Origin of the sequence: Burkholderia ubonensis subsp. mesacidophila (assembly GCF_002097715.1) — a bacterium.
In the GTDB taxonomy this organism is placed as follows: Bacteria; Pseudomonadota; Gammaproteobacteria; order Burkholderiales; family Burkholderiaceae; genus Burkholderia; species Burkholderia mesacidophila.
On the sequence record NZ_CP020738.1, the window covers coordinates 2,902,317 to 2,924,336 of the forward strand.

Genomic DNA, 22,020 nt, shown 5'->3' on the forward strand with positions numbered 1-22,020 from the left:
AGCAAACGTGATCACGGATGCCAGCGATACACGACGATGCTGGAGCCGTTGTAGTTGTCCTTCGTGATCACGTACTCGCCGGTCGAGCGGAGATACGCGCGAATGCCGTACATCGAGTCGACGTCGTTGCCGACGTCCATCGCCGTCGTATTCGAATTCGTCAGCGTGGTGACGAGGGCGCCCGTGTCGAGATCGAACACGTCGATGTTCGGCACCGTGTGCACGTAGCCGACGAACAGGTAATGGCCGGCCGCCGCGATCGTTTTCGGGTTCGGGCTGGTGAGCGTGATCACCGGGTTCGGTGCGGTCGTGTTGCCGGCCTTCCAGCCGTGATAGATCTCGATGTAGCCGTTCATCGCCGTCCAGTCCCAGTTCCCCGCGAGGCCCTGCGCGAGGATCATCGTGTCGCTGTCCGACTGGTAAACAATGCGCGTGACCGGCGCGACCGTGGCCGGCACTGGAATCGTCGTGGGCTTGCCCCATGACGGCTTGCCGGTCGCGTCGAAGCCCGTCATCAGATAGTGGGTGAGGGTGTTCGTGCCGTTGAGGCCGGCCCACACGTCGCCGTTGCCGTCGATCGCGAAGCCCGCGGTGACCTGCAGCGTCGTGTTGAACGGCTTGCCCGGCAGCGAGCCGGCCGGAATCGCGATGTAGCCGCTCGTCGCGTTGAAGTAGTAGAAGTTGAAGTTGCCGGGGTTCTGGCCGGACGCGACGAGAATCCGGTTGCCGCCGACCGACACGAGCTGGCCGAAATGCTGGCCGCGCTGATAGTCCTTGATGTCGAGGCGCGGGTCGCGCGGATAGGTGAACGGATCGATCGTGTTCGCGACGAACGTGCCGCCCGAGGTGCCCGTATAGATGTTGGCGCCGCTGTAGAAGAGCGCGCCGTCCGTCACCGGGTCCGGCGCGGCGATCGCCTCGAAGTTCAGCGCCTGCAGCTTCCATTGCAGCGCGCCCGCCGGGCTGTACGCGTGCAGGTCGGTGCTGCCGTTGCGCCCGAGATCCCAGCCGCCGCCCCACGCGTTGTTCAGCACGTACAGGTTGCCGGCCGCATCCTTGCCGATGCCCGCGACGCGCGTGAAGCGCTTGTCGCCGACCTGCCCCTTGATGCCCGACGTGGTGTCCAGATAGCCGCCCTGCACGCCGAACGTGCCGACCTGCGCCGGAATGCCGACCAGGTTGTAGGTCTTGATGTTCATGTCGGGGCCTTCGTCGCCGACCATCAACTGCCCCGTCGACGCGTCGAAATACAGCGACGACGGCCGCGACACGGCGCCCATCTCGATCGTGTTCATCTGCGTGCCCGCCGGGCTGTACTGCACGACCACGCCCGCGCTCTTGCGCGCGACCCACAGGTTGCCCGCGGCGTCGAGCGCGAGCGCGCCGGGGCCCGTCACGTTGATGTCGCGCTGCCAGACGCCGGCGGTCGTATAGACGCGCACGCGATTGCCGTAGAAATCGCTCACGTACAGCAGCGTGCCGGCCGTCGCGAGCCCGGTGATCACGTCCGCGTACTGCACGCCCGTCCACACGCTGACCGGAATGCGCAGGTCGCGGGTGTTCGTCGAGCGGTTGTAGCGCCCCACCGACCCGCTGCCGAAGTTGCGGTTGTAGCCGAGCGCGACGAACAGCGACGACGCGTTGCCGGTGATGGCCCCGCCCTGGAACTCGTCGTGCAGCCCGATCGTGCCGATGCCCTGGCCGTTCTGGTACATCGCGACGCCGCCCGCGTTTTCGTCCCAGCGCGACGACGTGTAGATCACGCCTTCGGGCGCGACCCACATCGATCGTGCGCCGTTGCCGACGTGCGCGGCGATCGTGCCGAACGTATTCGCGATCCAGTCGGTCGAGTATTGCGCGTGAACGGCCGACACGATCGTCGCGAGCAATGCGCCAAGCAATGCCGCGCGGATTTGTTTCATGAACATGAATAATGCTCCTGTGACGATCGTCCCTCGACAATGTAAATCGCAGGACATGAAACATGGGTGATTGGCCGCGCATCACGCGCCGATGATGCAATGCATTGTTCATCATGCGCATCCGGCCATGCCAGGCTTTTTCGTCGGGCCGCTGCACGAGCGCATTCCAATGCCGTTTTTTCGGCATTTTCTGCCGACCCCTTCGAAAAGCGCGCGTCATTTTTTCGTACTGCCACGCGTTTTTCGATTTCGCCGACGCCAGACTCAATCATTGCGAATTGAAATTCGAATGCAAGCAAAAATTAATGTTCGAATATTTATATTTTTTTGCGCAGGTGCATTCGATGCCGGCCGGCGGCCGGTTGCGAAGGGAGCGGGAATCATGCGCGCGCCGCGACGACGTCCCGCTCCGGGGACGGTCAGCTCGCGGGGGCGATGGGCAGGCCATCCCAGGTCGGGCCGTCCCAGCCGTCGAGATACTTGGGCAGCGGATCGACGATGTCGATCACCCGCTGCCGATAGAACAGGTGCATCGTCGGCTGCAGTTCGTCGGGCAGCTGGCCGTCGTGCGCGCGGGCGTTCAGGCTGTTGGGCACGACGCGCATGCCGAGCCGGTTCGTGCCGAACATGATTTCGCCGCACGATGCGCAGTACGTGCGCGACATCGCTTTCGACGGATGCGCGAACGTCGCATTCGCGCCGGTGACGGCGAGTTGCTCGCTGCCCCACGCGGTGGCCGACAACATGGAGGTGCCGTAGAAGTCGCGGCACGTCCGGCAATGGCAATTCGCCCTTGCCGCGGGTTCGCCCTGCAGTGTGACGGTCACCGCGCCGCACAGGCAGCGCACGGAACGCTCTCGAGTCATTTCGCCTCCTTGTGAAGAGGCCCAAGTATAGAGAAGCGCCGCTGCAGCCGGTGAACCCCAGGCGGGCGGCAGCGCGCCGCCCGCCGGCCGTTCGTCAGAATCGCTGGCGCATGCCGAGGCTGACGATCACCTGCGAACGCGCATCGGACGAGTGGCTGTTCGCCTTGTCGGACACCGACGCGGTCGCCGCCACCGGGCGCCCTTGCGCATCGAGCGTCGTGCCGGACGCGCGCTGGTACGCGCCGAGCAGGTACACGCTGGTCCGCTTCGACAGGTCGTAGACCGCGCCGAGCGTCACGTTGTGATATTGCGCGCGGCCGTCGGCGCCTTCGATCTCGCTGCCGCGCGTGTAGCTGTAGCCGGCGAACAGCTGCGTCTGCGGCTGCACCTTCCAGCGCGTGAAGACGCCCGCGACGTTGAAGGTCGCGTGACCGGAGAACAGCGAACGGTCGCCGCTGCGGTACTGCACGTTGCTGTAGTTCACGCCGACGAGCGCCGGGCCGAAGTCGTAGGTCGCGCCGGTCGCGATGACCTGCTGCGACTGCGCGCTCGCGTAGCCTTCGTTGATCGACGAATTGAACAGGCCGTCGTCGGTGCTCTGCCACTTGCCGACCGTCTTGTCGTTCGCGCCGGTCTTGCTGTTGTCGGAGCGCTCGTAGCCGACGCCGACGCGCAGCGGGCCCGCCGCATACGCGGCGCCGACGCTCCACGTATTGCGCTGCTTCATGCTGCCCGGCTGGCCGCCGAAGCCGTACAGCGCGCCGAACGTGAAGCCCGCGTAGTTCGCGCTCGTGTACTTGATCGAGCTGTCGACGCGCGCGGTCTGGTCGAGGTCGTCGATGTCGCCCGGATGCGCGCCGAACCCGCCGATGTAGGCCGACGGCCCGACCGGGCTCACGAAGTCGTCGAGCGACGTGTACTGGCGGCCGAGCGACACCGTGCCGTAGCGCTCGCTGCCGACGCCGACGAACGCCTGGCGGCCGAACTGGCGGCCGCCCTGCCCGGACGTGCCGTTGGTGATGTCGAAGCCGTTTTCGAGGACGAACAGCGCGCGCAGGCCGCCGCCGAGATCTTCCGTCCCCTTGATGCCCCAGCGGCTGCCGGACAGGTTGCCGGTCGTGAGCCCGACGTTCGAGTGGCCCGTATAGTTGCCCGCGGTGCCGACTCGTTCGTTGCTGCGATAGGTGACGCCCGCATCGACGATGCCGTACAGCGTGACGGCGCTCTGCGCGAAAGCGCTGCCCGCGAGCGGAAGCAGCAGCGACGCTGCGACGAGTTGCTTGTTCATGGTTTTGACTTGTCTCCGGGCGTGAAACCCGTTGTTCTAGGTGCGAGTTGACAGGGTGCGCGGCGATGCATGGCCGCCGGCTTCTACGAACGTGACGCGCGCCAGGCACGCTGGGCGCGCCCGAAACGGCTCGCAATGGTAAATGGAACCGATTCCATAGAAAAGCGGAAGAATGAAAATAGTTTCTTGCGGAAAGTGAGATAGTCAGCGACGTCGCATGCGCGCCGCAGACAGGGAAGACAGCACGCGCCGTATGCGCGGCCGTCACCGAATGGGCGTTCGCCGGGTACGGCTTCGTGCGGATCCAGGGCGTCGTCCTCTCGACCAACCTGCGCTCGGCGCACGTGCTGCAGAAGTGCGGCTTCCGCTACGAAGGACTGTTGCGCGCATACCGGATGGTCCGCGGCGCGCCCAGTGATTTCGCGATGTATGCGCGCGTCGCGACCGACTGACGCGCGGCACGCGGCAGCGCCCGCCGGCCGATGGACGGCCTGTGCCGAATTGACGACAATCGCCGCTCCCCCCTCGACGACCTGACCAGCGGGCGATGCTGACGCGCACATCATGGCGCGTTGGGCAAGACACCCTGCAGAAAGCCGTGGTGCGTCTCACGGCCGGATGAACAGGCCAGGCGTCGAACCGATCACGTCAATCACGAGAAACCAAACCGACATGCCGGTTCCATCGCAACTGCTTTTCCTGCCGGGCGCCTCGGGCAGCACCGCGTTCTGGCAGCCACTGATCGACAACCTGACCCACCCTGCCGAGCGACGCGTCGTCGCCTATCCCGGCTTCGGCGACGAGCCCGGCGATCCGGACGTCTGCGACTTCGACGGCCTCGTGCGGCGCGTGCTGCGGCGCCTCGACCGGCCCACCGCGGTGATCGCGCAATCGATGGGCGGCGTGATCGCGCTGCGCGCGGCGCTCGAGCGGCCCGAATGGGTCACGCATCTGGTGCTGACGGTCACGTCCGGCGGCCTCGACATGCAGGGTCTCGGCGCGCAGGACTGGCGCAGCGGATTCGCCGCCGAGAATCCGCACCTGCCGGACTGGTTCCTGTCGTTTCGCGCCGACCTGTCGGCGGAGCTGGGCCGGGTCGCGCAGCCAACGCTGCTGCTGTGGGGCGACGCGGACCCGTTCAGTCCGGTCGCAGCCGGCCGGCGCCTGATCGAACGGCTGCCCGATGCGCGGCTGCACGTCGTGCCGGGCGGCCAGCATGATCTCGCCGCCGTGCATGCGCGCACGCTCGCGCCGCTCGTCGATGCGCATCTGCAGCGGGTCTGATCGGCTGAACGGCACGCTTCACATCTAGCCGGCGAGATTGCGCAACGTCAACCGCGCCTCGAGCCCGCCTTCGGGCCGGTTCGCCAGCGTCAGCACGCCGCCCATCGCGAGCGCGAGCTGCCGCGCAATCGCGAGGCCGAGCCCCGTGCCGCCCGTCTCGCGATTGCGCGACGTCTCGACGCGCCGGAACGGCTCGAACACCGCATCGAGCTGGTCGTCCGGGATGCCGGGCCCGCGGTCCAGCACCGCGACGACCGCGCCGCCGTCCGGCGCGGCCGTCACGTCGATCTCGGCCGCACCGGAGAACTTCAGCGCGTTGTCGACGAGATTGCCGACGATGCGGCGCAGCGCCTTCGGCCGCGTGACGAGCGCGATCGGCGCGCGGCTGTGCAGCGTGACGGCCTGCCCTGCGTCCGCGTAGTCGCACACGATGCTGTCGAGCAGCGCATCGAGATCGGTGCGCCGCGCGGCTTCCTCGGTGCCGTGCAGCGTCTTCGCATAGGCGACGCCCTCCTTCACGAGGTGCTCCATCTCGAGCAGGTCCTGGCGCAGCTTCGCGCCCTGCGCGTCGTCGTCCATCACGTCGACGCGCAGCCGCATCCGCGTGATCGGCGTCTGCAGGTCGTGCGAGATCGACGCGAGGATCTGCATGCGCTCCGCCATGTACTGCGCGATGCGGTCCTGCATCGCATTGAACGCGCGCGCCGCACGCGCGACCTCGGACGGGCCGTCCTCGCTCAGCCGCTCCGCCTTCAGGTCCGGGCCGAGCGCATCGGCGGCCTGCGCGAGCTGCTTGAGCGGCCTCGTCGCGAGCCGCACCGCGAGCCAGCAGCACGCGGCCAGCACCGCGAGCTGCAGCGCGAGCACGAACGGCAGCCAGCCCGACAGCGGCACCGTCGACATCGGATGGATGTCGATCGTCAGCGGCGATCCGTCGGTCAGGCGCAGATGCACCTGCAGATGCTCGCTGTCGCCGGGCATCGCGTTCGCGGTCAGCGGGTACTCGCCGCCGATGCCGTCCGAGATCGACCGCTCGACGCGCGCCGACAGCCGCGCCTCCGGCGGCGTGCCGGTCTCGCCCGGCCCGAGGATGAACTGGTAGCTGCGCCGCGCGAGCCGCGGCAGCCAATCGGCGCGCTCGGCGGGCGGCAGGTGGTCGAGCAGCGCCACCGAGCTCGCGACTTCGCGCTCGATGTACCCCATCATCAGGTTGGTGGTGGCCTGGTCGCGCTCCATGACCGTGAGCCAGAACGACAGCGTCTGCGCGAGCGCGAGGCCCACACACAGGATCAGCGCGAGCCGCGCGAACAGCGTGCGCGGCCACCGCCATGTCGTGCGCGGCGTCATGACGTGCCTTCGATGACGGTCACCGCCGCCGAGAACACATAGCCCTCGTTGCGCAGCGTCTTGATATAGCGCGGCTCGCGCGCGCCGTCGCGCAGACGCTGCCGCAGGCGGCTCACGAGCAGGTCGATCGAGCGGTCGAACGGATCGGACTGCCGCCCCTGCGTCAGGTTGAGCAGCTGGTCGCGGGTCAGCACCCGTTGCGGATGGTCGAGGAATACGCGCAGCAGCCGGTACTCCGCGCCGCTCAGCGCGACCAGCGTGCCTTCGGCGTCCAGCAGGTGCCGCCCCGTCGTATCGAGCCGCCATTCGCCGAAGCCGAGCATCCCGGCCGCTTCCGTCACCTGCATGCCGGGCGGCAGCATCCGCGTGCGGCGCAGCACCGAACGGATCCGCGCCAGCAGCTCGCGCACCGCGAACGGCTTCGCGAGATAGTCGTCGGCGCCCATCTCGAGGCCGACGATGCGGTCGGTTTCCTCGCCGCGCGCGGTCAGCATCAGCACCGGCACCGCGCGGAACTTGCCGACGCGCAGCTCGCGGCACAGCACGAGGCCGTCCTCGCCCGGCAGCATCAGGTCCAGCACGATCAGGTCGGGGGCGCCGCTGTCGAGCACGGCGCGCATCTCGCGGCCGTTCGCGGCCAGCGACACGCGCATGCCGTTCTTCTCGAGGTAGTCGGCGATCAGCTCGCGAATGCCGCGATCATCGTCGACGATCAGTACGTGGTCGGTCTTGTCCATGAAGGCGGTCAAAGATGCGGCGCGTGCCGCGGGGATCCGGAGGGGCGATGTCCGTTTTATACCGCAAGCCGCGCGCCGGTTTGTATCGCAGTGTATCCGGCCCGGCCGCGGATACACGACATTGCAAACAGGCGGGGTGGCCGACACATGCCGGATACGCCCGCGCGGCCCAATACGGTCTGTCGAAACCCGAACGACCGCGGCCCGCCCGAGCCGGCCGCGGCCCCGATCCACGGAGGATGCCCCATGTTCAGCCGCTTCAAGACCACCGCCGTCGTTACCGCCTTCGCCGCCGCCGCCGCATTCGCGGCGTTCGCCGAAACGCACGGCCAGACCGTCCCGCCGATGGCCGAATCCGGCGCGCCGGCGCCCGGGTTCGCCGGCATCGAGCGCTGGCACAACAGCGCGCCGCTGACGCTTGACCAGTTGCGCGGCAAGGTCGTGCTCGTCGATTTCTGGACGTATTCGTGCATCAACTGCATTCATACGATTCCGTATGTCAACGACTGGTATCGCAAGTACCGCGATCAGGGGCTGGTCGTGATCGGCGTGCACACGCCCGAGTATCCGTTCGAGCGCGATGCGGGCAATGTTGCGGAGGCGATCAAGCGCTTCGGCATTCGTTATCCGGTCGCGCAGGACAACCGTTACGACACGTGGCGAGCATACGGCAACCAGTACTGGCCTGCGCTGTATCTGATCGACGGGAATGGAAAGATCGTCTATACGCGCTTTGGTGAAGGGGCGTATGACAAGACCGAAGCGGCGATTCGCGACGCGCTCGCGCGGACGGCGAAGACCGCGCCGATTGCGCAAAACCCGCAGGGGGCAGCGCGCACGCAGTAGCCGCTGTCCGGGGGTGCGGCGCAGACCGTCTACCGGACGGTCCGCGCTAATTTCGCCAGGGATAAAGGTAATTGTCGCGCGTGACCGAGTCCCACATCTTCCGATTACCGCGAAAGGCTTTTAAAAGGCCCTTGTTGTCCTTTCCTCCGACAGGAGTGAAATACCAAACCTCCTTGAGCCCCTTGTGCGGGTTATCGAACTCCTCCATATTCTTGATCACATCGTGGCAGGGCTGTACGGACGCCATGCTCCGGTCCTTCACCGTTTTTTCCCAATCCTTCATCGTGCAGGGCGACAGCTCTGTCCACAATACCTTCACATCGTTCCCGTATTTCTCCAGCAGCAGCCGGTCAGGATGGCCCCCCTTGTCTCCACCATGCAAGACTTTGTACTGGCCGTCGTGCAACAGGACGGCAGCGATATTCTTGCCGCCGGTCTTTCGAAGCGCCGGGTTATCCTTCAAATACTCTTCGACGGCGCGCCGCACCCCCTCCTGGGTCTCCGGCTTGTCGTGGCCGAAGTAATGCGGCGTCGGCCGGATCGGAATTCCCGAGAGCCCCAACGGATCGGCCCAGCCCAATCCGTTCGGCGCGTACGCGTAGAGGTTCACGCCGCCGAGCAGGTGGATCGGATCGGGGCTCAGAAACTGGCCGATGGCGGGATCGTAGTAGCGGTGGCGGTTGTAGTGCAGCCCTGATTCAGCGTCGTAATACTGCCCCTGGAACCGCAGCGGCTGATCCAATGCAGCCTGCATCCCGACCGGACTGACCTGACCCCACGCGCCGTAATGGCCCTCCCAGACGATCGAACCAGAAAGGTCGGTCAGTCGCACCGGCGCGCCGTTCGGGTCGGTATGGAAAACATGCAGTCCCTCGGACGCCGGCGCGAAGAACGGCATCGCCGCCAGTGGCCGGAACGTCCCCGGATAGAAGACCCACTCGCGCGCGTCGCTGTATTCATCCGCCACATTCTCGCGATCAGGATGCAGGTCGGCGGTCGCGTTGCCGTGCGCGATTTCCCCCACCAGCGCATTGCCTTCCCAGAAGAAACTGCAGGTGCGCGACCCGCTGGTCCAGCCGGAGCTTGAGCCCGTCCGTGCGCCGGGCTCGCGCTGGATCTGCGTGATCTTTCGGGTGCGCCGGTGGAGCGCGTCATACGCGTAGCGGGTGTGGATGCGCAACGCGCCGGTTGCCGCGCCGTCCTCCGTCAGGCGCACCGCCAGCGTTTCGATCAGGAGCCCGTCACCATCCCAGCGCAACTGCAGGTCCTGTTGCGCGTCCTGCTTGCGCAACAGATTGCCGACACGGTCGAACGTGTAGTGGCAGCCATCGTGCTCGCCCTCGCGCAACCACGTGCCGGTTTGCGGCCCGTGGCCGAACCCGCCGGCGCGATTGTCCTGACGAACCCGCGTCTTCAACAAAGCGCCCACCGGGTCGCACAGGAAACGGTGCAGTTTCCCTGTCGGGTCGAGGTGGCCAGTCAGCCGGCCCACCGGGTCGTAGTCGAAGCGCTCGATGCCGAGTCGGGAATCACGTTTCGCGGTCATCTCGCCATTCGCGTCGTATGCGTATTCCGTGGCGAACACCGGACCGGTGCCGGCCAGCAGCGTCTGCCGGGCCAATCGCCCATCCGGCGTATACGCCAGTTCGCGCCGCAACGCGTCGCCCAGGTGTTCGACGCAAACCCGCCCGAGCGCATCGCGTTCGAGGATGACCGGCGCGGCATCGTCAATCCGGATCGACGCGAGCGCGCCGAGCACGTCATACGCGTAGCGCACGGTATGTGCGACCGTCCCGCCGCCCGTGTCGAGCCGCGTGCGGCGCTCGATGCACTGGCCGGTCGCGTCGTACCGGCAAGCGATCGCGAAATCGTCGCCTTGCCGTTCTTCAACGCACTGGCCGGCGTCGTCGTAGCGCAGTTCGACCCGGCTGTCGGGATTGGCCGCGACGGTCAGCCTGCCGCTACGGTCATATTCGAACGTCTCGATACGAAACCCGTCGCGCTGTCGCGGGTCCGGCACCTGCTTCCGGACGATGCGCCCGAGCGGGTCGGTCCAATAGACAATCGCCTGCCCCAGCGGATCGATGCTGCGCGCCAGTTCGCCCAGCGGACCGTACTCGTAGCGGCGCGATTGGCCCCAGTAATCGACTTCCTCGACAATCCGGCCCAGCCCGTCGCGCTTGAGCTCGTAGCATTCGCCGCGCTCGTTGACCACGCCGACCAGTTGTTCCTCGGTGTCGTAGCAGTATTCGACGACGCTTCCGTCCGGCGTCTGCCGTGCGCTGATCTGCCCCAGCGCCGAATACGCCAGCTGGGTCACGTTACCGGCCGGATCGCGGTAGCGCAGCAGATTGCCTTCGGCATCGTAGACGCAGTGGACCTCATGCCCGCCCGCTTCGATGGCGCGCGTCAGATTGCCGTTGCGGTCGTATTCGTAACGACTGACCTGGCCGAGCGCATTGATGACTTGAATCAGGTTGCCGAGCGCGTCATGCGTGTACTGCGTGCGATGGCCGAGCGCATCGGTTAGGACAGCCAGATAACCATCGGGATCGTACTCGAACCGGGTGACCGCGCCGTGTGGCCCGGTATGCGCGATGAGCTGGCCGTACTCGTCGTACGCGTAGTGATCGCTGGCCTGCGCCGGCGTCGTCTGCGAGAGCAGGTTGCCCCGTTCGTCCCACGCATAGCGCCATTGCCCGCCGCCGGGCTCCGTCACGCACACCGGCTTGTGGTCGGCGTTGTACTCGGTGCGCCGCGCATCGCCATCCGGCAGGGTCTGCACGAGCAGATTGCCGCAAGCGTCGTATTCCCATGCGGCGGTCCGTCCCGCGGGGTCGGTTTCCGCGTTGGCGCGGCCCTGCGCGTCGTACCCATAGCTCGTCACATCGCCCAGCGGATCGATCCGGGCAACTGGCATGCCGCGTTCGTTGGATTGCAGGACCGTCGTGTGTCCCAGGGAATTCGTGATGCGGGTTTCCTGACGCGCCGGATTGTAGGCAAAGCGGTAGTCGAAGAGGCCGTTGTCCCCCCACGCATGGTCGACGCGCCAGGCGCCATCGTCATGCTGCTGATAGCTGTAGTGGAAGGACACCCCTCGGGCGCCGGTATGGCGCACCATCCGGTGCTCGCCGGCGTAGTCGAAACGGTGAGGCTGCGCCATCGCATCGACGACGGCGATCAGGTTCCGCGCGTGATCATGCTCATAGCCGACGAGCGGATGCGCGCGACCGCCGGCGTCGATCAGCGTCAACCCGGCAAGCAGGCCCGACACCATGCCGCTGCCGGTCGTGCATGCGATCACGCGCCCGGTTGCGACGTCCCCCCGCCACTCGACCAGACGCGTGAGGCTGCCGTCCGGCCCGCGCTCGAACACCCACGCATTGCCGTTGAGATCGGCGATGCGCTCGACCGGCAATATCAGCCGCGCATCTTCGGCGAGTGCACCTCTCCACCGCGCCGGCAGCATGAACCCGCACTCGATGCCGGCGCGCGTGCGCAGCACCAGCCGATCGTCGCGCCGGTACAGCGCGTGCCCATGCTGCCAGTCATGCACGCGGCCCGGCCAGCCGCTGTCGGACGGCATCATGTCGAACGCCGTCGCATGGCCCGGGAAATATGCCGCGACGCCGACTCCGTTCTCGTCCCGGATCAACGCCAGCCGCGTATCGGCAGGCGTCCGCCAGCCGATCCCGATCGCGCCGGCATAGGTGTCGCGGCTGGCGTAATGCCGATCCCACACGAGCGGCAGGCGCCCGGGTACCGTGAAGTCATGCTGCTGGACCACGACCTCACCCGTGATCGCGTCCACCGGCTCCGCGTGCAGCACATTGCAGCGCAGGAATCCGGGCTTCAGATGCAGCTTGTCGGCCAGCTTTCTCGCCCACTTGCTGCCCTGAAAGGCCTTGAACAGCCCCATCGCCAGCGCCGCCATGTTCATCACCGGCGGCCCGCCCACCAGCACCGGCCGCCCGGCCGGGATCGGCAGCATCACCGACGACGGCATCGACGGGTACGTGCGCGCCGTATGGGCGCCGTTGTGCGGCGGCGGTTCGATGCCGACGGCCCAGCAGCTCATCGCCGGCAGCGCCATGAACGACATCGGATCGTTATTGGCCAGCACCGTCCGGCTGCCCATGTACGACTCTGCGTCGTTGGAGGGCATCGGCTCGTTGTCGGGCGGAGCGAACGCCTCGCCCAAAGGAAAATGCAGCCCGCGAACGTGGAACGTGTGCGTGCCGGCCGTGGCCCGCAGAAAGCCATTCACGAACACCGGCCGGCCCGCGATGCCGCCCATGCCGACGCCCGCGCCCAGCGCGTTTGCGGCCTCGCCGGCGATCGTCATGCCCTTTCCGGCAAGCTTGATGGCCTCGGCGGCCACCGGCTCGCTCATCACGTCCGCCTGGGCCTGCCCGAGCGCGTCCGCCACCGGGCTCAAGGTCTCCTCGATCTGCGCCTCGACGTCAGGATGCGCGTCGAGATACTCGACGACCTCGTCCTCGACGAACGCAAACACGATGCTGCCGATCACGCCCTTCGCCGCCTCGATGTATTCGCGCAGGTCGAGCACGAAGCCGACATGCGGATGCGGCAACGGCACTTCCGGGTCGGGGCCGACTGCGACCATATGGACGTCGACGCCGATCACGGGATCGAGGTGCTTGACGGCAGGCAAGGCCATGGCTTCTCCTTCCGGATCTGCTGCATTCTGGCGGCCTGCTGGTGGACGAGGCCCGTGCTGCGCCATCGCGCGCGGAAAATCCGTTGCGCAACGCTACGGTCGATTTGCTCGGCAGCATTGACTATAGTGCACGAATCATCCGATGGTATGGCGATACGGACATCGGCCATGCGCACGCCCATGGCTGCGCGCGCCTCCCCGGTCTCACTCCCGTTTCACGTCAGCCTCCGCGACCATCGCCTCGCCGATCACGCGCTCACCGCGCGCGACCAGCGCCTCCCCCGCGCCGCGCATGTCGTCCGCCGCCTTGTTCTGGCTCAGCTTGCGCTTGCCGACCAGCCGCGTGATCTCGATCTGCAGCCCGACGATCGACTGCAGCATCATGTCGAGGTAGTCCTTCGGCGCATCCCCCATCTTCCACGGTTCGGGCAGCGATGCTTCGTGCGTACGCGTGAGTCGGGCGACCAGGCCGCGCACGAAGCGCTCGTCGTCGCGCACCGTGATGCGCCCATGCGCATGCACGGCGACGTAGTTCCACGTCGGCACGTGCCGGTGCGTCACGTGCTTGCTCGGATACCAGCTCGGCGAGATGTACGCATCGCCGGCCCGGAAAATCACCAGCACCTCGTCGCCGTCCGCGACGTCCTGCCAGACCGGATTCGCGCGGGCGACGTGCGCATGCAGCTCACCGAGCCCGCCGTCGCCGGCGATCAGCTCGAACGGAATGTGGTTTGCGTCGAGCCCGCTCCTGCCGTGCGTGATCAGGCTGCCGAACGGGTGCTGCGCGATCAGCGCATGCAGCGTCTCGAGGCGGGATTCGTCGAAATGGGCAGGGACATACATGGCGGCTCCACGATCGGGCAAAGGTCCAGAGGCTCACGGGATCGCCCCCGTGACGCCCTGATTGTGGCCGCAAACTGGTTTATGCTGTAGAGCCGGATTGACGCAATTTCAGCGAACCAGAATCATGGCGCGCACCGCCCGCCTCATCGAAATCCCGTCGCTCGGCGCGCTCGATCGCGCTGCCGGCAACCTGAGCCGCCAGCTTGCGCAGGCGCTGCGCGACGCAGTCCGCAACGGCGGCATCCGGCCGGGCGACGCGTTGCCGTCCACGCGCCTGCTCGCGGCGTCGCTGCGGATCGCGCGCGGCACGGTGGTCGACGCCTATGCGCAACTGGTCGCCGAGGGCTTCCTGGAATCGCGCGGCGGCGCGGACACGCGCGTTGCGCAGGCGCTGGCCGAGCCGCCGCAGGCCGTCGAACCGGTCGCGGCGCGCCGGCGCCCGGCCCGCGCCGGTCGCCCGCGCGGCCTGCCCGAGCCGGCGGCGGCGTTCGCGCGGATCGCGCAGGAATTCAGCCCGCTGCCGGCGGTGCCGTTCGCGATCTCGGTGCCCGTCGGCCCGACCGCGCCCGACGACATCTGGCGCCGGCTCGGCAACCGGCTGCGCGCGCGGGGCGCGGGCGCGCCGTCCGCCTATGCCGATCCGCTCGGCGCGCTGCCGCTGCGCGAAGCGATCGCCGATCATGTGCGCAAATCGCGCTCGGTGCGCTGCGAACCCGGTCAGGTCGTGATCACGAGCGGCACGCAGCAAGGGCTCCATCTCGCATGCCAGGTGCTGCTCGGCGCGCACGACCAGACCTGGGTCGAGAACCCCGCATACCGCGGCATCACCGCGCTGCTGGAAAGCACCGGCCGACGCGACGCGATGGTGCGCGTGCCGGTCGACGCGGACGGCATCGACGTCGAGGCCGGCATCCGGATGGCGCCGCACGCGCGGGCCGCGTTCGTCACGCCGTCGCACCAGTATCCGCTCGGGATGCCGATGAGCATGGCGCGCCGCAACGCGCTGCTCGCGTGGGCGCGCGCGAACCACGCGTGGATCGTCGAGGACGACTACGACAGCGAGCTGCGCTACGAGGGTTATCCGTTTCCGTCGCTGCAGGGCCTCGATCCCGAGCGCGTGATCTATCTCGGCACGTTCAGCAAGATCCTGTTCCCGTCGCTGCGGCTCGGCTACGTGATCGCACCCGACGACCTGGTCGCCGCGTTCTGCGGCGCGCGCGTGCTGATGGATCGCCACGCGCCGACCGCGGACCAGCACGTGCTCGCGGCGTTCATCGCGCAAGGCCATCTCGACCGCCACATCCGCCGCGTGCGCGGCGTCTACGCGGACCATCGCACGCAACTGATCGACACGCTCGGCGCGCGGCTGCCGAACGCGCTCGCATGGCTGCAGCCGGGCGATCAGGGGATGCACGTCGTGCTGTGGCTCGCCGCGCACCTCGACGACCGCGAGGTCGTCGCGCGGGCGGCCGACGCCGGCGTCGCGGTGCGCGCGGTGTCGCCGATGTTCGCGCCGGGCACCGGCCGCCCGGGCCTCGTGCTCGGCTTCGGCGGCTTCGACCGCGCGCAGATGGAGGCCGCCGCGCAACGGCTCGCCGACGTGATCGCCGCGGTCGCCGCGCAGCCTTCGCGGCGCTGACCGCGACACTCCCGAACCCGGCGATTCGTCAGGCAAATCGACGTCGATCATGCGACGAGACGTTGTCGGCGGGAAACAAGTGTAATCGTCTGTAAATCCTGCAAGCCGGAGCCGGTTTCCGCCGCCGGCGCGCCCGTTCCGTTTGCTACGATCGCGCCTTTTCCGCCCGCGCCCCGCCAACGTGAATCGCCGAACCGTATCGTTTTTCCGCGAACTGTGCGCAAGATGGCTCGCCCGCGTCCGTCCGCCGGCGGCCGCCTGCGCCGCCGCGACCCGCGCCGCGCTCGCCGCCGGCCTGCGCCGCGTGCGGCATCCGACGCGGCGCGGCATCGCGTTGACGCTCGCGGCGGTGCCCGTGCTGGGGCTGCTGGCGTTGCTCGCATTCGTGCCGTTCACGCCGAGCATCGGCGACATCCGCAAGGCGCGCATCGACCGCCCCGCGCAGATCGTGTCGGCGGACGGCCAGGTAATCGCCGAATTCCGGCCGGTGAACCGCGAATGGGTGACGCTGTCGCAGATCTCGCCGCACATGGTCGACGCGCTGGTCGCCACCGAGGACCGGCGCTTCTACGAGCATCACGGCATCGACTGGCGTCGCACGCTCGGCGCCGCGCTGCATACGTTCTCCGGCGACCGCCAGGGCGGCTCGACGATCACGCAGCAGCTCGCGCGCAACCTGTACCCCGACGAAGTCGGCCGCGCGCCGACGCTCACGCGCAAGCTGAAGGAACTGGTGACCGCGTTCAAGATCGAGAGCGTGTACAGCAAGGACCAGATCCTCGAGACCTACCTGAACACGGTGCCGTTCCTGTACAACGCGTACGGCATCGAAATGGCCGCGCGCACCTACTTCGGCAAATCGGCCGCCGAGCTCGACATCCTCGAAAGCGCGACGCTCGTCGGCATGCTGAAGGCCAACAGCACCTACAACCCGGTGCTCAACCCCGAGCGCGCGCTGCAGCGGCGCAACACCGTGCTCGGCCAGATGGAGAAATACGGCAAGCTGCGGCCCGGCGCGTACGCCGCGCTGATCCGCCAGCCGCTGCGCGTCGATTTCGAGCCGCAAGCCGCGTCGCAAAGCCTCGCGCCGCACTTCGCCGTGCTGTTGCGCAAGTGGCTGATCGCGTGGGCCGACCGCAACAACTACAACATCTACTCGGACGGGCTCGTCGTGCGCACGACGATCGATTCGCGCCTGCAGGAGATCGCGACGCAGGCCGTCGAACAGCAGACGGACCGGCTGCAGGAAATCGCGAACGACGCGTGGCGCGGCCCGAACGGCTGCGGGCTGCGCAACGACCTGTTCCGCAGCTTCATCCGCCAGACACCCGATTACCGCAACGCACGCGATGCCGGCCTGACGGACCCGGTCGCGCTGCGCAGGCTCGGCGCGAATCGCGACTTCATGCGCGCGCTGTGCCGCAACAAGACGCAGGTGCAGGCCGGCTTCGTCGCGATCGATCCGCGCAACGGCCAGATCCGCGCGTGGGTCGGCAGCCCCGACTTCCGCGACGAACCGTTCGATCACGTGCAGCAGGCGCGCCGCCAGCCGGGCTCGACGTTCAAGCCGTTCGTCTACGGCGCGGCGTTCGCGGACGGCCTGCGGCCGGGCGATACGTTCGTCGACCGCAATGTCGCGATCCCGCTCGACGGGCACGCGGTGTGGCGGCCGACCGACGCGGAACCGCCGACCGGCCTGCCGATGACGCTGCGCGACGCGCTCGCGCACTCACGCAACCGCATCACCGCGCAGTTGATGCAGCACGAAGGCCCGGCGAAGGTGGTGCGGCTCTCGCGCGCGATGGGCGTGCGCGAGAGTCCGCTCGACGCGGTGCCGTCGCTCGCGCTCGGCACGAGCCCGGTCACGCTGAAGGAGATGGTGTCGGCGTACGGCACGATCGCGAACCGCGGCCTGTACGTCGAACCGCAGATGGTCACGCGCATCGAGGATCACGACGGCAAGGTGCTGGCCGTGTTCGCAAGCTCGCCGCCGGAACGGGCGCTGCCCGCGAACGCGGCGCTGACGCTCGTCGACGTGATGCGCGACGTCGTCGACTACGGCACCGGCGCGGACATCCGCGCACGCTACGGCGTTCGCGCCGACGTGGCCGGCAAGACCGGCACGACGCAGGACAGCGCCGACGGCTGGTTCATCCTGATGCATGCGCAGCTCGTGGCCGGCGCGTGGGTCGGCTTCGACGACGGCCACGTGACGCTCGGCAGCGACTACTGGGGCGAGGGCGCGCACAGCGCGCTGCCGATCGTCGGCACGTTCTATGACGCCGCGTTGCGTGCGCGCGTGATCGATCCGCGCGCGCAGCTGTCGCCGGATTTCCGGCCGAGGACCACCACCCCGCCGCGGCCGAAGCAACATCCGCGTCCGGGACTGTTCGACTGGCTGAGGCTGTTCCGATAACGCGGCGTCATCGGTGCGTGTCGGCTCGACCGTCCGCGTAGAGCCACACCGGCACGCCGTCGTCGCGCAGCGCGGCGACCGGCTCGTCGACGCTCCAGCTCTGCGCGAGCTCGACGCGCCTGACGAACCACGGCGGCAGCGTCGCATCCGATGCGTGCGGCCCTTCGCCGTAGAACAGCGCCGAGTCGCCGATCCGCGCATAGCGCGCGGGATGCAGCACCGTGCCGTCGGCACGAAACACCGCCGCGTGCACGTCGTCGCCGTCTTCCGTGTAACGGCAGGCGAGCCAGCCGTGATCGGCGCCCCAGTACAGGCCCATCGCGTCGTCGTAGTGACCGAGCGCGATCGTCGCGCCGGTGTCGAGGTCACAGACCGCCAGCGACGCCGGTTCGCCCGGCATCACGCCGACCGCATGGCGCGTGAGCAGTTCGGCCGGCACTTCGTCGTCGCCGGGCAGCCACTGGAGCGCGCCCACGTTCACGAAATCGAACGGCGTCAGCACCCGGCCGTCGCCGTCGACGATCGCGCAGCGCGCGTCGTCGCGCTGCACGATGTAGCGCGTCGCGCCGAGCTCGCGCAGCACCTCCATCCGGCTGTCGTCCGTCAGCGGGGCCACCTGCGCGTAGCGCGGCTCGATGACGATGCGGCCTTTCACGTCGACGAGGCCTGCATGACCGTCGCGCTGCGCGAGGTACGCGTCGCACTCGGCCGACCATTCGAGCGACGTCCATTCGGGCTGCGCGCGCCATTGTCCGTCGCGGCCGACGAGCCCCCAGCGATCGCCTTCGCGTACCGCCGCCGCCTCGCCGCGCACGAACGCCTCCGCGTGGTCGAAGCGCGGCGGGATCACCCACGCGCCGCGCATATCGACGAAGCCCCAGCGGCCGTCGACGCTCGCGGAGGCGAGCCCGCCGACGAACTCGCCGAAATCGTCGAGCGACGGTTCGAGCACCCAGGCGCCGTCCATCCGCACGAGCCCGAACCGGTCGCCGACGCGCACACACGCGACGTCGCCGTCGAAATCCCACACCTCGTCGAATGCCGGCTCGCGCACGATCTGCGGGCCGTCGTCGTCGAACCGCATCAGGCCGACGCGGCCGTCGCGCGCCGCCCAGATCAGGCTCCAGTCGCGCGCGCCGCTGCGCCACAGGCCCGTCCATTCGGGCGGCACGACGATCTCCCACGCGTCGCCCGCGTCGCGGCGCGCGCCCCACAACCCATTGCGCGCCCGGAAACTGTAGAGCGCATGGTCGAGATAGTCGCCGTGCACCTCGCCTGCGCCGACGAAGTCCGCGTAGGCGACGCCACGCGGCGGGTTCTGGCGTCCGAAGTAGACGTGCGACATCCCGCCGAACCCGAAATGCCACGCCCACGCATCCCAGCCGGACGCACGCTCGATCTCGAGCACGTCGCGCACGCCGCGCACGTCGCGAAAGTCCATGCAGTTGGCGACGCGCCACCACAGGCGCGTGCAGGTATCGCGCTCGGCATCGATGTAGTCGTTCGGGTCGCCGTCGTCGAACCACGACAGCTCGTCCAGGTTCGCGGACAACAGCGGCGTGCGCTGCGCGTCGCCGAGCGCGTCGATCTGCTCGCCGAGGTGGCGCGCGAGCGCGTCGAACTGGCGCGCGAGCGCCGGGTCATCGCCCTTCAGCGGATACGCGGCGACGAATGCCGCGAGCCGGCTGATCCGCGCATGCGCGGCGCGCGCGTCGCTGACGAGGTTCGGCGTGCCCGCGTCGCCGAACACGCGCTGCAGCGTGATCGCTTCGCCCGCGTCGCCGTCGGCGAGCAGCACGCGCCACAGCACCGGAAAGTGGTTGTTGGTCTCCGCGAACTCGATCGTTCGCGCGTCGTCTCCCGCGCCTGCCTGGAGGTACAGCCATGCTCGATTGCCCATCGGAATGCTTGTCCTTGTCGTGGTCGACGATCCGGTTTCGCGTGCGGCCGTGACGGTGTCGGCGGGCTGTCGCCGCTGGCAGAAAGCGCTGGGGCTCTGGCTGGCCGCGCGGCTCCCGGCCCACGAAGAACGTGCGCGCCGGAGCCGGCAGCGCGTCGAAGCTCGCCTGGCCCATGTCCGGGGCAAAGCGCCCCGGCACGGGCCGATGCGCGATACCTAGCGCCCCGGCGCGTCCTTCGCGGGCGACGTCGGCGAATCGCCGCTGCGGGCGACCGGATACAGCTCGTCGCCGTCGACCTGGAAACCCTGCATCGACAACAGCAGCACGCCGGTCGTCGAGTGCTTCGTGGTCCAGCCGTTGCCGGTGATCGACGTGACCTGATACGGCGCGCCCACCGGCATCCGGATCAGCTCGCCACCCGGGATCATCAATACGCAGGCGCCCGCGGGCCGCCCGTCCGCGCCGTCGGGATCGGGCGGATCTTCGCGCGCGGGCTCGGTTTCGGCGGCCCATTGCCCGGCGTCCCTGACGCGCAGCGCGAATTCGCCGCCGATCTTCTCGACGCGCAACGTTGCGGGCTTGTTTGGCGCCGGCGCGTAATCGCCGAGCAGCGCGTCGCACGCGCTGCCCGCTCGCGCGGAAACGGACATGAACAGAAGCAGGCAGAACAGCAGGATCGGCACGACTGGGTCCTCGATATTCGAATTGTTGTATTGAAGTCCGGCGCACACGCGTCCGGCAGTGGCGACACGGCCGGTCGCCGCCAGGGTGCCAAATATAACGAAGACCTGCGACCCGCGCCAGCCGCCCTGCCCCCGCGAGAACGCTCAGCCCGCCGCGAGCGCCACCGCCAGCCGGTCATACTCCCGCGACCACGCCGCGCGCCACGCGGCCTTCGTCGCGTCGTCGATCCCGTTCAGCATGAACTGCTTCAGGTCCGCGACCGTGACCCGGTCGTGATCACGAAAGTCTGGTTTTCTGATGCGCTGATAAAACGGATTTATTCTCGTCTCGGCACACGCTGTCGCGCCGGACCGGACGTCAGTCCGCCGTATCCCCGCCCTTCGGCACCTTCGACCACGCGTTGCGGCCCGGCAGCGGCGCCCACGCCGGGCGCGTCTTGCGCGCGGTGTCGATGACGACGAGATAGCGGCCCTCGATCGGTGTGATGTCGCGCCCGGGGTGCAGCACCCAGAACGACTTGCCCGCCTCCGCGCGCGCCTCGTAGTCGGCGTCGAGCATCCCGTGCCGGTCGATGAACGTGTTCAGGGACGCCGGAATCCGCACGCAGCCCTTCGAATGGCGGATGCCGAGCAGCGGTTCGAGGCGCTCCGGATCGGTCGCGTGCATCTGGAAGCGCATCGCCGACACGCCGCCCTTGCCCCAGCCGCGTTCGCTGTCCACCCAGCCGAAGTCGTAGATCCGCATGTCGCGGCGTCCGTAGCCGCGAATGCCGTTGTCGTTCGTCGTGCCTTCCGCGCGGAAATCCATGTTGTCCGGCGTGTGCGTGAACACGCCGAGCGGCGTCAGGAAGTGGTCGTACTTGCCGGGCAGCCCGGTCGCGACCGGCGCAGCGCCGATCATGAGCCACGCGTTCGCCGGCGTCGCGCGGAAGTAGATGAAGAGCGCCTGCACGGCCGGCGCGCGATCGACCAGCACCACGTATTCGCCGGCGAGGTCGGCGAGATCGCCGGACGCCAGTGCCTGCTGCAGGCGCTGGCCATATGCGCGCTGCTCGCTCACGGGCACCTTCAGCCGGTGCGTCACCTCCTGCGCGAACCGCTTGCGCATGTCGACCGCGCGCGTCGTCGCGCTCGCGGCGTCGGCGGGAGACAGCGGCGGACGCATGCGCGGCAACGGGACCGCCGCCTCGCTGGCCGGCGCGCCGGAGGCGGCGGCTGGCGCGGCGGATGATGCACCTGACACGGCAGACGACGGCGCGGCCGTTGCCGTCTGCGACACAGTGGATGCGGGCGACGCAGCGAAAGCGGGAAGTGCCGAAACCGCGACGCATGCGCACGCGGCAAAGGAAGCGGCAAGACGGCGCGGCGACTTGAGCCGCCACGTCACGCGAGGAAACTTCATACGATCGATGCCATCGGCCGGAGCGGCCATCGCGCGTGCTGAACGAGCGCACAGTCCGCGTGAGGCCACGACGCATCGAACGCCGACGCCTCGCCGCTGCGCGCCCGGCCGCGCGCAGCGCGATCAGGCCGACGGGGGCACGAGAGTCGTCTGACTTTTCATTCT

At 68.4% G+C, this 22,020-nt stretch carries 15 protein-coding genes and 2 pseudogenes; 5 read left to right on the forward strand and 12 right to left on the reverse strand.

The genetic code is table 11. The features are described from left to right. Positions 1 to 11 precede the first annotated feature (11 nt). From B7P44_RS30610 to B7P44_RS30620, 4 genes are all read right to left on the reverse strand, one after another. Positions 12 to 1,928, reverse strand: coding sequence for an SMP-30/gluconolactonase/LRE family protein (locus B7P44_RS30610; protein WP_084909576.1), 1,917 nt, complete (start codon positions 1,926 to 1,928; stop codon positions 12 to 14). Beyond that, entirely contained in the window at positions 1,919 to 2,221 is a 303-nt protein-coding gene (locus tag B7P44_RS36865; RefSeq protein WP_133117952.1) for a hypothetical protein, read from the reverse strand. The genes B7P44_RS30610 and B7P44_RS36865 overlap by 10 nt, the downstream gene beginning before the upstream one ends. Positions 2,222 to 2,341: 120 nt before the next feature. Beyond that, positions 2,342 to 2,788 (reverse strand): GFA family protein, encoded by a 447-nt coding sequence (locus tag B7P44_RS30615; RefSeq protein ID WP_084909577.1) that lies wholly within the window; start codon positions 2,786 to 2,788, stop codon positions 2,342 to 2,344. A 94-nt stretch (positions 2,789 to 2,882) separates the two neighbouring features. Next, entirely contained in the window at positions 2,883 to 4,076 is a 1,194-nt protein-coding gene (locus B7P44_RS30620) for a porin (protein WP_084909578.1), read from the reverse strand. A gap of 239 nt (positions 4,077 to 4,315) precedes the next feature. Between B7P44_RS30620 and B7P44_RS30625 the strand changes: the two are divergent. Both B7P44_RS30625 and B7P44_RS30630 read left to right on the forward strand, forming a co-directional pair. Beyond that, positions 4,316 to 4,528 (forward strand): annotated as a pseudogene (locus B7P44_RS30625) (GNAT family N-acetyltransferase); the annotation flags it as partial. 220 nt (positions 4,529 to 4,748) lie between these two features. Further along, on the forward strand, positions 4,749 to 5,360 hold the full coding sequence (locus B7P44_RS30630) for an alpha/beta fold hydrolase (RefSeq protein WP_084909579.1): 612 nt from the start codon (positions 4,749 to 4,751) through the stop codon (positions 5,358 to 5,360). Positions 5,361 to 5,384: 24 nt separating this feature from the next. Here B7P44_RS30630 and B7P44_RS30635 read toward each other — a convergent pair whose 3' ends face one another. Both B7P44_RS30635 and B7P44_RS30640 read right to left on the reverse strand, forming a co-directional pair. After that, positions 5,385 to 6,707 (reverse strand): ATP-binding protein, encoded by a 1,323-nt coding sequence (locus B7P44_RS30635; protein WP_084909580.1) that lies wholly within the window; start codon positions 6,705 to 6,707, stop codon positions 5,385 to 5,387. Next, positions 6,704 to 7,444, reverse strand: coding sequence for a response regulator (locus B7P44_RS30640; RefSeq protein ID WP_084909581.1), 741 nt, complete (start codon positions 7,442 to 7,444; stop codon positions 6,704 to 6,706). The genes B7P44_RS30635 and B7P44_RS30640 overlap by 4 nt, the downstream gene beginning before the upstream one ends. A gap of 246 nt (positions 7,445 to 7,690) precedes the next feature. Between B7P44_RS30640 and B7P44_RS30645 the strand changes: the two genes are divergently transcribed. Further along, positions 7,691 to 8,290 carry a thioredoxin family protein gene (locus B7P44_RS30645; protein ID WP_084909582.1) on the forward strand — a complete coding sequence of 200 codons (600 nt, stop codon included), beginning with the start codon at positions 7,691 to 7,693 and terminating at the stop codon, positions 8,288 to 8,290. A gap of 46 nt (positions 8,291 to 8,336) precedes the next feature. On the opposite strand, the gene B7P44_RS30650 is transcribed toward B7P44_RS30645, so the two are convergent. Further along, a complete protein-coding gene (locus tag B7P44_RS30650) occupies positions 8,337 to 12,971 on the reverse strand; it encodes an RHS repeat-associated core domain-containing protein (RefSeq protein ID WP_084909583.1) in 4,635 nt (1,544 codons plus the stop codon). Positions 12,972 to 13,175: 204 nt separating this feature from the next. Continuing rightward, the gene (locus tag B7P44_RS30655) at positions 13,176 to 13,814 is read right to left on the reverse strand and encodes an FMN-binding negative transcriptional regulator (protein ID WP_084909584.1); all 639 of its coding nucleotides are present in this window, start codon (positions 13,812 to 13,814) and stop codon (positions 13,176 to 13,178) included. A gap of 124 nt (positions 13,815 to 13,938) precedes the next feature. On the opposite strand from B7P44_RS30655, the gene pdxR reads away from it, so the two are divergent. Together pdxR and B7P44_RS30665 are read left to right on the forward strand one after the other, a co-directional pair. Beyond that, the gene (gene pdxR, locus B7P44_RS30660; RefSeq protein WP_084909585.1) at positions 13,939 to 15,453 is read left to right on the forward strand and encodes a MocR-like pyridoxine biosynthesis transcription factor PdxR; all 1,515 of its coding nucleotides are present in this window, start codon (positions 13,939 to 13,941) and stop codon (positions 15,451 to 15,453) included. 181 nt (positions 15,454 to 15,634) lie between these two features. After that, positions 15,635 to 17,869, forward strand: coding sequence for a penicillin-binding protein 1A (locus B7P44_RS30665; RefSeq protein ID WP_231716754.1), 2,235 nt, complete (start codon positions 15,635 to 15,637; stop codon positions 17,867 to 17,869). Positions 17,870 to 17,876: 7 nt separating this feature from the next. On the opposite strand, the gene B7P44_RS30670 is transcribed toward B7P44_RS30665, so the two are convergent. The 4 genes and pseudogenes from B7P44_RS30670 to B7P44_RS30685 form a co-directional block, all read right to left on the reverse strand. After that, complete coding sequence (locus B7P44_RS30670; RefSeq protein ID WP_084909586.1) at positions 17,877 to 19,769, reverse strand: WG repeat-containing protein; 1,893 nt, start codon at positions 19,767 to 19,769, stop codon at positions 17,877 to 17,879. A gap of 216 nt (positions 19,770 to 19,985) precedes the next feature. Further along, on the reverse strand, positions 19,986 to 20,453 hold the full coding sequence (locus tag B7P44_RS30680) for a hypothetical protein (RefSeq protein WP_167389831.1): 468 nt from the start codon (positions 20,451 to 20,453) through the stop codon (positions 19,986 to 19,988). Positions 20,454 to 20,597: 144 nt separating this feature from the next. Further along, positions 20,598 to 20,729, reverse strand: a pseudogene (locus B7P44_RS37845) (adenosine deaminase); the annotation flags it as partial. Positions 20,730 to 20,811: 82 nt separating this feature from the next. Beyond that, on the reverse strand, positions 20,812 to 21,855 hold the full coding sequence (locus tag B7P44_RS30685) for a hypothetical protein (protein WP_231716755.1): 1,044 nt from the start codon (positions 21,853 to 21,855) through the stop codon (positions 20,812 to 20,814). Between the last annotated feature and the right edge of the window lie 165 nt (positions 21,856 to 22,020).

What these genes read in the sequence shown, in the direction of transcription:
- B7P44_RS30615 (WP_084909577.1), bottom strand. Translation starts at nt 2,788, where the DNA reads ATGACTCGAGAGCGTTCCGTGCGCTGCCTGTGCGGCGCGGTGACCGTC.
- B7P44_RS30650 (WP_084909583.1), bottom strand. Translation starts at nt 12,971, where the DNA reads ATGGCCTTGCCTGCCGTCAAGCACCTCGATCCCGTGATCGGCGTCGAC.
- B7P44_RS30640 (WP_084909581.1), bottom strand. Translation starts at nt 7,444, where the DNA reads ATGGACAAGACCGACCACGTACTGATCGTCGACGATGATCGCGGCATT.
- B7P44_RS30610 (WP_084909576.1), bottom strand. Translation starts at nt 1,928, where the DNA reads ATGTTCATGAAACAAATCCGCGCGGCATTGCTTGGCGCATTGCTCGCG.
- B7P44_RS30620 (WP_084909578.1), bottom strand. Translation starts at nt 4,076, where the DNA reads ATGAACAAGCAACTCGTCGCAGCGTCGCTGCTGCTTCCGCTCGCGGGC.
- B7P44_RS30670 (WP_084909586.1), bottom strand. Translation starts at nt 19,769, where the DNA reads ATGGGCAATCGAGCATGGCTGTACCTCCAGGCAGGCGCGGGAGACGAC.
- B7P44_RS30645 (WP_084909582.1), top strand. Translation starts at nt 7,691, where the DNA reads ATGTTCAGCCGCTTCAAGACCACCGCCGTCGTTACCGCCTTCGCCGCC.
- B7P44_RS30635 (WP_084909580.1), bottom strand. Translation starts at nt 6,707, where the DNA reads ATGACGCCGCGCACGACATGGCGGTGGCCGCGCACGCTGTTCGCGCGG.
- pdxR (WP_084909585.1), top strand. Translation starts at nt 13,939, where the DNA reads ATGGCGCGCACCGCCCGCCTCATCGAAATCCCGTCGCTCGGCGCGCTC.
- B7P44_RS30655 (WP_084909584.1), bottom strand. Translation starts at nt 13,814, where the DNA reads ATGTATGTCCCTGCCCATTTCGACGAATCCCGCCTCGAGACGCTGCAT.
- B7P44_RS30630 (WP_084909579.1), top strand. Translation starts at nt 4,749, where the DNA reads ATGCCGGTTCCATCGCAACTGCTTTTCCTGCCGGGCGCCTCGGGCAGC.
- B7P44_RS30685 (WP_231716755.1), bottom strand. Translation starts at nt 21,855, where the DNA reads ATGAAGTTTCCTCGCGTGACGTGGCGGCTCAAGTCGCCGCGCCGTCTT.